Below are 12283 nucleotides of genomic sequence, written 5' to 3' on the forward strand. Positions count from 1 at the left end.
TCACTGAGTCGAAATCTGCTGGTCGATGAGTGCGAAGAGTTCGTCGGCACTGGCCGCCTCGACGGCGGCGCGATCGCTTCCGGCCGAGGATTCGCCGTCGTGGAGTGCTTCGGTCAGCAGCGAGCGGATCCGCTCGGCCAGACGTGCCTTGTCCCGATCCGACGTCATGGTCGCGAACAGCGATTGCAGCGAGTCGATCTGGTCGTCGACCGCCGATGTGGTCGATGTGGCCGCCCAGCGCGACCCCAGCAGCTTCGCTACCGCGGCGGCGGTCGGGTAATCGAACACCAGGGTCGACGGTAGTTTCATCGCTGTCTCCTCGGCGAGCCGGTTCCGCAACTCGACACCCCCGAGCGAATCGAATCCCAGTTCGTTGAACGGGATTTCGGGATCGACGGCCGCGGCCGACGGATGTCCCAGAACCGCCGCGGCGAGTTCCCGCACGAATTCGAGTATCAGCTCATCTCGCTGATCCTCCGGCGCGGCGGACACCCGTGCGGCGAACCGGCCGGTGTTGGCGCCCGGCACTCGACGCGCTCGAGCGGGTACCAGGCTCTCGAGCACCTCGGGCAACAGCCCGGTCCGGGCTTGCGCCGCCAGTGCCGCCCTGTCGAATTCGACACAGGCGGCCACCGGTTCGTTCGAGGCGATCGCGGCGTCGAACAGTGCGGTCCCGTCGTCGATGCCGAGCACCTTGATGCCCAGTCGTTCCCACCGCGTCAGCGCGGTTCGGTCCATCGCGCCGGTCATACCGACGTCTTGGTTCCACGGTCCCCACGCCAGCGAGAGCGCGGGCAGCCTCTGGGCGCGGCGGGCGAGAGCGAGTCCGTCGAGGAACGAGTTCGCCGCCGCGTAGTTGCCCTGTCCGGGCGCACCGAATGTCGATGCGACGGAGGAGAACATGATGAAGGCCGACAGGTCGTATCCCCGGGTCAGCTCGTCCAGGTGCAGGGCACCGTCGACCTTGGGCGCGAGTACACGGTCGATCTGCCCGGCGGTCAGTTTCTCGAGCGTGGCGTCGTCGACCACACCCGCGGAATGAATCACCGCCGTCAATCGATGTTCGGGCGCGATCGAATCGAGCACCGCAGCGACATCGGCGCGATCACCGACATCGCATGCGGCAACACGCGTTTCGGCTCCCAGGGCGGTCAATTCGGACACCAGGTCCGCGACGCCCGGGGCCGCTTCACCCCGGCGCGACACCAGCAGCAGGTGCTCGACACCGTGCGTCGCCACCAGATGCCTGGCCAGGACCGCACCCAGACCACTGGTGCCGCCGGTGATCAATACCGTGCCGTGCCCGAACATCGCACCCCGGTCGAGCGACTGCGGTTCGTCGGTGACCGCACCGCCGGACAGTCGCGGTACGAACATCTGCGAGTCGCGGACCGTTGTCTGTCCCCGATCCGATTCGACGGCAGCGCGCACGACATCGGCGTCCACCATGCCGTCGTGATCGAGTAGCGCGATCCGGCCGGGATGTTCGGACTGTGCGGTGCGGACCATGCCTGCCACCGCGGCGGCGGCGACATCGACCGGCTCGTCCGCCACGGCCGTCGCACCGCGGGTCACCACCACCAGACGAGCATCGGCCAGCCGCTCGTTCGACAACCACGACCGCAGTATCGTCCAGACCGTGTGAACCGAAGCCCGCACCTCGGCGGCACGCGCGCCGGAGGACGCGGTAGCGACCCCGTCGGCGAGCGAGTAGACGACCAGATCCGGAATCTCCTCGGCCGCAGCCAATTCCGCGATGTCACGATAATGCCGGTCGATCCCGGACACCCTCGCCGACCCGACTGTAGCCATGACGGTGGCGGTGGCGGCAGCCCGATCCGCGCGAACCCATCGCAGATGCAGCGGCGCCGCACGGCGAGCCGAGTTCGCGGTCAAGGCCCGGACATCGACCGGGCGCGCGGTCACGGCATCGATTGTCAGCACGACCGAACCGGTGTCGTCGACGACGACCATTCCGATCTGCCCGCTGCCGTCGCGGACCACCCGCACACGCACCGCCCCGGCACCGGAACGCCACAGCCGCACTCCCGCGAACGAGAAGGGCAACGGCACCTGCCCGGCGGCCAGGTCGTCGGAAAGGCCGTCGATCGCCACGTGCAGACAGGCGTCGAGCAGTGCCGGATGCACGGCGAACGCCGAGGCCGAACCGCTCACCGAGTCGTCGAGTGAGACTTCGGCGAAGGTCTGCTCGCCGCGAGTCCACACCGCGGTCACACCCTGGAATACGGGGCCGTACTCAAAACCGCGCTGCGCCAATCGATCGTAGAAGGACGCATCGCTCGACGGCACCGCACCGGCCGGGGGCCAGCTCCGCTCGTCCCACACCGGGGCGACGCCGGCGGCAGCGGTCAGCACACCCCTCGCGTGCAGCACCCACGGATGCTCCGCGGCCGAGTCCCCGTCGGCGGCGGGGCGGGAGTAGATCGCGAAGGCGCGCCGTCCCTCCTCATCGGGTGCGGCGACACTCAACTGCAGATCGATCTCGATACCGTCGGCCAGTACCAGTGGGGATTCGAGTAGCAGTTCCTCGATGACGTCCACCCGCAGTCGTACGCCCGCGCTCAACGCCAATTCCGCGAACGCCGTCCCGGGCAACAACACCGAACCGAATACCGCGTGGTCGGCGATCCACGGTTGCGTCCGCAGCGACAACCGCCCGGTGAACAACCACTCGTCCCTGCCCGCTACCGGCACCGCATTCGCCAACAGCGGATGCCCGAATGTTCCGGTCACGACTCCTGCCTGTGGCTGCACCCAATAGCGCCGATGCTGGAACGCGTAGGTCGGCAATGCCACCCGATCCATGCCACGCCCGGCGAACACCAGCGGCATATCCGGCTCCAGCCCCGCCGCGTGCGCTTGCGCGAGGAGGGTGACGAACCCGACCGTCTCGTCGATTGTCCGACGCGACGACGCCGCCACCAACATCGACTTCGTCTCCGCTCGCGGATGCTCCGCCAAACACTCGGCGGTCATCGCAACGAGCACCGCGTCCGGGCCGACCTCCACGAACCTGCGCACACCGGCACCGACCAGGGTGTCCACACCGGGAGCGAATCGCACGCAACCACGAACCTGCGCGACCCAGTACTCCGGATCGCACACCTGCGCACTCACCTGCGTGCCCGACACATTCGACACGATCGGCAACAACGGCTCCCGATACGTCAAACCCTGTGCCACAGCACGGAATTCGTCCAGCATGGGCTCCATCAACGCCGAATGGAACGCATGCGAGACCCGCAACCGCGTGGTCTTTCTCCCCTCTTCCGACAGCCGTCGCGCGATCTCGTCGATCACATCCGCGTCCCCTGACAGCACCACCGATTCCGGACCATTCACGGCCGCCAGCGACACGTGGTCGCCGAATTCGCCGAGCACGCGCATCGCCTCGTCCTCCGGCACGGCCACCGCCAGCATCGCCCCGTCGGCCGGCAACGCCCCCATCAACCGGCCCCGCGCCGCCACCAGCGCGCACGCGTCCTCGAGCGACCACACGCCCGCCACGAACGCCGCCGCCAGTTCACCGATCGAATGTCCCGCGACGACATCCGGCGACAGGTCGAACGATTCCAGCAGCCGGAACATGGCCACCTCGAACGCGAACAACGCCGGTTGGGTGAACTCCGTCCGATCCAGCGTCTGCCCCCGATCGGCGAACATGACGTCCTTCAGCGACCCACCGAGCCGGCTGTCGAACTCGGCGCACACCTCGTCCAGCGCGGCCGCGAACATCGGAAACGCCTGATACAGGCCCGAACCCATCCCTGTCCGCTGCGCTCCCTGACCGGTGAGCAGGAATGCGGTTCTCCCCGAACCCGCCATGCCGTCGACCACCCCCGGCAGCGGCGAACCCGATGCCAGCGCGGCCAGGCCCGCGAGCAACTCCTCCCGATCGCGCCCGACGACGGCGCCCCGCCGGTCGAGCCGTGCGCGCGTGTCCACCAACGAGCGTGCTACCGACCACAGATCGATATCCGGGCGGTCGGCCAACCATGTCCGCAACCGGTCCGCCTGTCCCCGCAGTCCCTGCTCCGACTTCGCCGATAGCATCAGCGGCACCACGGAAACATCGGCGACCGAACGGCTTTGCCGCACATCGGGATCACCGCCGTGCTCCGATACGCCGGTCGGTGACGGCGCATCCGGCGCTTCCTCGACAATGACATGTGCGTTGGTTCCGCTGATCCCGAACGACGAGACGCCCGCACGCCGCACCCGGTCGCCGGTCAGCCACGGCTCGGGCTCGGTCAACACCCGCACCGACCCAGCCGACCAATCCACGTGCGGCGACAAGGCGTCCACATGCAGTGTCTTCGGCAACACCTGATGCCGCAGCGCCTGCACCACCTTGATCACACCGCCCACACCCGCGGCCGCCTGTGTATGGCCGATATTCGACTTGAGTGCGCCGATACGCAACGGCCGGTCCGACCGCTCCTGTCCGTAGGCGGCGATCAATGCCTGTGCCTCGATGGGGTCGCCCAATGCCGTCCCCGTCCCGTGCGCCTCCACCACGTCCACGTCTTGCGCACGCACACCGGCATCGGCCAGCGCCGCCGCGATTACGCGCTCCTGCGACGGACCGCTCGGCGCTGTCAGGCCATTGCTCGCGCCGTCCTGATTGACAGCGCTGCCACGGACCACCGCGAGGATGTTGTGCCCCAGCCGCCGCGCATCCGACAGTCGTTCCAGCACCAGCACGCCCGCGCCCTCCGACCAGGCCACACCATCGGCGGCCGCCGAGAACGCTTTGGACCGGCCATCGGGAGCCAGACCGCGCTGCCGGGAGAACTCCACGAACACCGTCGGAGTGGCCATCACCGTGGCACCGCCCACCAGCGCGAGGGAGCTTTCCCCCTCGCGCAGAGCCCGGCACGCCAGATGCAGTGCGACCAGCGATGACGAGCACGCCGTATCCACCGTCATCGCCGGACCTTCCAACCCCAGCGAATAGGCGACCCGGCCGGACACCACACTGCTCGCGGCGCCGGTGGCGACATAGCCTTCCACCTCGGGCCCACCCAGGCGAGTCAGGGCGTCGTAGTCCTGGTACATCACGCCGGTGTAGACACCGGTGTCGCTGCCCCGCAACGAGGTCGGGGCGATCCCCGCATGTTCCAATGCCTCCCACGACACCTCGAGCAGCAACCGCTGCTGGGGATCCATCGCGATCGCCTCACGCGGGCCGATTCCGAAGAAGCCCGCGTCGAATTCGGCCGCGTTCATCAGGAAGCCGCCCTCACGGGCGTAGGACGTGCCGGAATGGTCGGGGTCCGGATGGAACAGCTGGGCCGTGTCCCAACCGCGATCCGGCGGAAACTCGCTGATGGCGTCCGCGCCGGAGAACACTAGATCCCACAGGTCGTCCGCGGATTCGACGCCGCCGGGATAGCGGCACGCCATTCCGACGATCGCGATCGGCTCGTCGGCTCGCACCCGGCGCGTGGTCTTGCGCTGCTTCGGCGTGGACGAGTCCCCCATCCGGGACCCGATGAAGGCGGCCACCGCCCGGGTGGTGGGGTGGTCGAAGACGAGGGTGGACGGCAACCGCAGGCCCGTGGTCGTGGTGAGCCGGTTGCGGAACTCGACCGCGCCCAGCGAATCGAAACCCATTGCGCTGAAGGGCTTCTCGATATCGACTAGATCACCCGCGGCATATCCGAGCACTGCGGCGACCTGGCCACGGACGAATTCGAGTACCGCCGCGTCGCGAGCATCCGGTGCCAGCGACGCCAGCCGCCGCGCCAGGTCGCCACCTCCGGCCGCGCGGCGCGCGGACGGCACCAGCGACCGCAACATCGAGGGCAGCATTCCCGACCCGGCAGCGACGGCCAATGCCGCCGTGTCCAGGTCGACCGCGGCGACGAACGGAGCTCCGGCGCCACCGGCCAGATCGAACAATTCGAGACCGTCGGATTCCGACAGCGGGCGAGAACCCATGCGCGACAACCGGTCCAGGTCCGCGTCGGTCAGCTCGGCCGCCATTCCGCTGCGCCCGCCCCATGGCCCCCAGGCCACCGACACCGCCGGCAGGCCCGCATTGACGCGGCGGAGAGCCAATGCGTCCAGTACCGAATTGGCCGCCGCATAGTTGCCTTGTCCCGACGATCCGACCACCGCGGCAACGGAGGAGAACAGGACGAACGCCGACAGATCGGAGGTGAGCTCGTGCAGATGCAGTGCCGCATCGACTTTCGGTGCGAGCACGCGGTCGACCTGCTCGGCGGTGAGGGTGTCGACGGTGCCGTCGGCCAGCACGCCGGCGGCGTGGATGACCGCGGTCGGCGCGGGGCCGTCGGAGATGTCGTCGAGCAGCGCTGCCACGGCGGCGCGATCGCTCACATCACAGGCCGCCACCCGGGTCCGGGCCCCGAGTTCGGCCAGTTCGGCCACCAGTTCGGCGACACCCTCGGCCCGCTCACCGCGCCGCGACACCAGCACCAGTTCGCGCACCCCGTGCCTGCCGGCCAGATGCCGCGCCACCAGCGCGCCCAGCCCGCCGGTGCCACCGGTGATCAGCACCGCACCCGGGCCGAGATCGATGGTCCGCGCGGCGGCCGGATCGCGGCGGGTCAGCCGCGGCGCCAGCAGCGCACCCGCGCGCAGCGCCAGCTGCTTCTCGTCGGTGGCCATGGCCGCCGAGATCAGTTCCGGGGTCACCGCGCTGTCATCGTCGATGTCCAGCAGCACGATTCGGCCGGGATTCTCCGACTGCGCGCTCCGGAGCAGACCCCAGACGGCCGCGGCGGCCAAATCGGGGTCTTCGCCGGGCAACCCCGCACCATTGCGCGTCACCACCACGAGTCGGGCGTCGGCAGTGGGCAGGCGCAGCCAGGATCGCACCGAGGCCAGCACCGCGTGCACGCGATCTCGCACGATGGCCGCCGCCGACCGGGAACCGGCCGCGCTGTCCGCAGCGCGGCGGTCGGGACCATCGGCGAACCACACCAGCACATCCGGAGCGTCGCCGGTGTCGCCGGTCTCGGCAGCCAGGTCCGGGTAGGTCCGTGCGAATCCGGGCACGGCCACCCCGGCGATCAGCAGGCCGTCCACGTCATGGGACGTGGCGCCGGAGCCGACTCGACTCCATTGCACGTCGTAGAGCCCGCGGTCGGCAATCGATCGATCACCGCGCAGCGCCTGGCTGTTGACCGGGCGCGCCCGCAGCGATTCGACGGTCAGTACCGGAGCGCCGGTGTCGTCACCCAGTTCCAGCCGCATACTGTCGCCGACGCGCCGGATGCGCACCTGTGCGGCGGTCGCCCCCGGGCGATACAACCGGACGCCGCCGAACGAGAACGGCAGCGGCACCTGTCCGGGCGGCAGATCCGCGGCCAGATCCTGCACCCCGGCATGCAATGCGGCGTCGAGCAGCGCGGGATGGATGCCGAATCGGCCACCGTCCACGCCGACTTCGGCGGGCAACCGCACATCGGCCACCATGTCACCGCCGCCATCGCGCCAGACGCGGCGCGCCCCCTGGAATGCTGAGCCGTAATCGAATCCGCGTGCGGCCAGCCCGTCGTAGAGGACGTCGCCGGGGATCGCGTCGTCCTCCGGGTTGTCGTCGACCTTGTAGGCCGGACCCCCCAATTCCCCGCCGGGGGCGAGAATGCCACGCGCATGGGTTGTTCCACTCGCGCCCGCCGATTGTTCGCCGACGATCCGGGACGCCACGACGAATCGCCTGCGCCCCTCGCTATCGGGTTCTTCGACCGCGATCTGCACGTCGACCTCGGTCCGCTCGCCGAAACGCAGCGGCGCCTCCAGCACCAGCTCATCGACGACCTCGACACCCAGCCGAGCGCCGACCGCCAAGGCCAGCTCCACGAAACCTGTTCCCGGGAGCAGAATCTCGCCGAAGACGGTGTGATCGGCGATCCACGGATGCGACGCCACCGACAGCCGACCGGTGAACAGCCATTCGTCCCTGCCCGCCACCACGATCGACCCGCCGAGCATGGGGTGGTCGACCACCGTCACACCGGCGCGGCCGACATCGCCCCGCACCGCGGTGGGTGCGATCCAATGGCGCTGACGCTGGAATGCATAGGTCGGCAAGAGAATTCGACGCGATTTCCGGCCCGCGAACAAGGGGCTCCAGTCCACGTCCAGTCCCGCGGCGTGCGCGGCGGCCAGGAATGTGGTGAACTGCGCGACTTCCGCACAATCACGCCGGGCGGCAGCGGCCACCACGGTCCGCCCCTCGGTCCCGGGTTCCTCGGCAAGGCATTGCCGTGTCATCGCGGCCAGGACGGCGTCCGGGCCGACCTCCAGGAACCGCCGGGCCCCGGTCGCGGCCAGCGCGCGCACGCCGGGCTCGAACCGCACGGCCGCACGGACCTGGCGCACCCAATACTCCGGATCGGTCAGCTCCCGCTGCACCACAGCGCCGGTCACGTTCGACACCACCGGAACGGTCGGCTGATGATAGGTCAATCCCGCTGCCACCGAGCGGAATTCGTCGAGCATCGGATCCATCCGGGCGGAATGGAAGGCGTGGCTGACCCGCAGCCTGCTGGCCTTGCGACCCCGCTCGACGAGCAGCCGTTGGACGTCGTCGACCGCCTCCGCGTCGCCGGACAGCACCACGGCCGCCGGTCCATTCACCGCGGCGACCGACAGCCGATCGGCGTATCCGGCCACCAGTTCGATCGCCTCGTCTTCGGTGACGGCCGCCGCCAGCATCGCACCGCCGCCGGGCAGGGCACCCATCAGTCGCCCCCGCGCCGCCACCAGCGCGCACGCGTCCGCCAGCGACCACACCCCCGCCACATACGCCGCCACCAGCTCGCCGATGGAGTGCCCGAGCAGCACATCCGGTGTCACACCGAACGATTCGACGAGCCGGTAGGCCGCCACCTCGTACGCGAACAACGCGGGCTGGGTGAATTCCGTCCGATTCAGCAGGGCCGCACCGGCATCACCGTCGGCGGCGAACATCACGTCCTTCAGCGCTCGTCCCAGCAACGGGTCGAGTTCGGCGCATATCTCGTCCAGCGCGGCCGCGAACACGGGGAACGCCGCGTACAGTTCCCGGCCCATTCCGGGTTGCTGCGCCCCCTGGCCGGTGAACAGGAACGCCGTGCGTCCCGCGCCCACGACGCCATCGACCACACCCTCCGACGAGGCACCGTCGGCAAGGGCCGCAAGTCCCGCCAGCAGTGCCTCCCGGTCACGGCCCACGATCGCTGCGCGCCGGTCCAACAGCGCCCGCGACGTGATCAGCGAATGGGCCACATCCCATACATCCGCATCGGGTTCACCGATTAACCACTGCCACAGCCGATCCGCCTGCGCACGCAGGCCGGGTTCGGATTTCGCCGACAGGAGCCACGCCACGACATCGGAGTTCGTATTCGGCGTAATCGTTTCGGCCGCTACCTGTTCCGGAGCAGCCCCGGCGACCGGTTCGGCGGGAGCCTCCTCGATGATCACGTGCGCGTTGGTGCCGCTGGCCCCGAAGGACGAGACACCCGCACGGCGCACCCGCTCACCCGCGGGCCACGGCTGCGCCTCGGTCAGCAGGCGCACAGTGCCCGCCGACCAATCCACATGTGGCGTAGGCGCATCCACATGCAATGTCATCGGCAACATCTCGTGCCGCATCGCCTGAACCATCTTGATCACACCGCCCACCCCCGCCGCGGCGGACGTGTGACCGATATTCGACTTGAGCGAACCGACATATATCGGCCCGTGTTCACGCCGCGCGCCGTAGACGCCGATCAGCGCGCGCGCTTCGATCGGATCCCCGAGCATCGTGCCGGTCCCGTGCGCCTCCACCGCGTCGATGTCGCCGGGTTCCAGTCCGGCATTGGCCAATGCCTGTGCGATGACACGCTCCTGCGACGGGCCGTTCGGTGCGGTCAGCCCCTTGCTCGCGCCGTCCTGATTGAGCGCGCTGCCGCGAATGACCGCCAAGACGTTGTGCCCCAGGCGTTGCGCATCCGACAAGCGTTCGACCACCAGCATGCCGATACCTTCGGAAAATCCGGTCCCGTCCGCGGCGGCCGCGAATGCCTTGCATCGGGCATCGGTGGCGAGCCCGTGCTGGCGGGCGAATGCGATCAGATGGGACGGATCCGACATCACCGTGACTCCGCCCGCCAGGGCCAGCGATGTTTCGCCGTTGCGCAGCGCCTGGCACGCGAGATGCAGGGCCACCAGCGACGACGAGCACACGGTGTCGATCGACATCGTTGGCCCCTTGAAGCCGAATGTGTAAGCGACCCGGCCGGATACGACGGAGTTTCCCGCACCGAGATAGGCGTGGCCTTCCGCCTCGGCGGTCAGTGTCGGGGAGCCGACCCGAGGTCCGTAGTACTGGTGGAAAACGCCGGTGAAGACACCGGTATCGCTGCCGCGCAGCGACATCGGGTCGATGCCCGCGTACTCCAGCGCTTCCCAGGACGCCTCCAGTGCCAAGCGCTGCTGGGGATCCATCATCGCGGCTTCCCGCGGGCCGATCCCGAAGAATCCCGCGTCGAAATCGCCTGCCGAATACAGGAATCCGCCTTCACGGGTATTGGTCGTGCCGGGAACGTCCGGATCCGGATTGTAGAGTTTCTCCAGATCCCAGCCCCGGTCGGTCGGGAACTCGCCGATGGCGTCGACGCCGGAGGCCACCAGGTCCCACAGTTGCGCGGGCGATTCGACGCCGCCGGGATAGCGGCAGCTCATCCCGACGATCGCGATCGGTTCCCGCGCACGCTCCTCCAGGTCCTGGATGCGCTTGTTGGCGGCGCGTAGGTCCCTGGCGAATCGCCGCAGGGACTGGGTGAGCCGTTCCTCATTGCTCATGATCGACCGAACTCCTCGTCAAGCAGATCCAATAGTTCGCTGCCGGAATGCTCGGCAAGGTCATCGTCGAATTCCTCGTCCTGCCATCGATCGCCGAAGTGCGACCGGAGGCGGTCGCCGATACCGAGCAGTGCGGTAGCGGCAGCGGGGTCGTCACCGGCCGCGGCGAGAGCCTGTTCGACCATCGCCTCCAGCCGGGCGATATCGACGGGTGCGGAGACGGCGGCCGGTGGGGCCGCAGGTGACGCCAAGATCAGCTGTTCGTGCAGATATCGGGACAGTTCGACCGGGGTCGGGTAGTCGAACACCATCGTCGAGGACAACCGCAGACCGGTGCTCTTCGACAGCCGGTTGCGCATATCCACACCGGCCAGCGAATCGAAGCCGAGCTCGTCGAATCCCTTGTCGGCCCGAATATCCCCCGCCGAGGAATGCCCCAGTACCGCGGCAGCCTGCTCGAGGACCAGGTCCAGAACCGCGCGATCCCGCTCGGCCTCCGGTAGCCGATCCAGTACCAGACCCTGCGATGGTCTTTCCTCCGCGGCGGCGGACCGAGAAGGCAGGGCGATTTTTCGCAGGACCGGGGGAACCGTTGCCATATGTGCTTCCCGCCGAAGCGCATTGACGTCGAGACGGAACGGCATGAGCGCGGATACGCTCGCCGGGGTCGATCCGATCCCCACGGCGGTATCGAACAGTCGAAGGCCGTCCGCCGGCGCCAGCGGATGCACGCCGAGGCGGGCCATGCGTGCGGCACCCACGTGATCCAGGGTGCCGCCCATACCGCCCGATCCGGCCGCGGTGGGCTCCCACAGACCCCAGGCCAGCGCCACAGCGGGCAGCCCTTCTGCGCTGCGCCGCGCGGCCAACGTGTCCAGGAAGCTGTTGGCGGCAACGTAATTGGCCTGTCCCGCGGCGCCGATGACAGCGGCCATCGACGAGAACAGCACGAAGGCCGAGAGATCAGCGTTCCGCGTCGACTCGTGCAGATTCCATGCCGCGTCGACCTTCGGCGCGAGCACGCGGTCCAGCTGTTCGACGGTGAGCGTCGCGATCGTCGCATCGTCGAGCACACCCGCGGCATGAACCACGGCCGTCAACGGCTGTTCGGCCGGTATCGAATCGAGCAGTGCCCGCAACGCGGACCGGTCCGCGACATCGCAGGCCGCGATGCGCGCGTTCGCTCCGAGCTCGCACAGGTGCGCCGCCAATTCCGTTGCGCCTGTGGCTCGCTCGCCACTGCGGGACACCAGGAGCAGGTGCCGGACACCGTGCTCGGCAACCAGGTGACGGGCCACCATCGCGCCCAGACCACCGGTACCCCCGGTGATCAGCACGGTGCCGGAGCCGAATGCCGGTCTCGCGCCGGCGATCACCTCCGAATGCCGCAGCCGCGGCACCAGCATCGTGTCCGCGCGAACGGCCACCTGCGGCTCGTCGGCCGCCAGTGCCGACA

At 68.9% G+C, this 12283-nt stretch carries 2 protein-coding genes (1 of these 2 running past the window's edge); both read right to left on the minus strand.

Going from position 1 to position 12283, the window contains the following annotated elements:
- Positions 1–10827, minus strand: a complete 10827-nt coding sequence (locus ACQP2U_RS22105) for a type I polyketide synthase (protein WP_433709223.1) — start codon at positions 10825–10827, stop codon at positions 1–3.
- Positions 10824–12283 carry the 3' end of a type I polyketide synthase gene (locus tag ACQP2U_RS22110; RefSeq protein ID WP_433709224.1) on the minus strand. 9409 nt of this gene lie beyond the right edge of the window, so the window shows 1460 of its 10869 coding nt (coding positions 9410–10869); its start codon lies beyond the right edge, outside the window; its stop codon occupies positions 10824–10826. The genes ACQP2U_RS22105 and ACQP2U_RS22110 overlap by 4 nt, the downstream gene beginning before the upstream one ends.

This window comes from Nocardia sp. CA-084685, assembly GCF_050955785.1.
In the GTDB taxonomy this organism is placed as follows: Bacteria; Actinomycetota; Actinomycetes; order Mycobacteriales; family Mycobacteriaceae; genus Nocardia.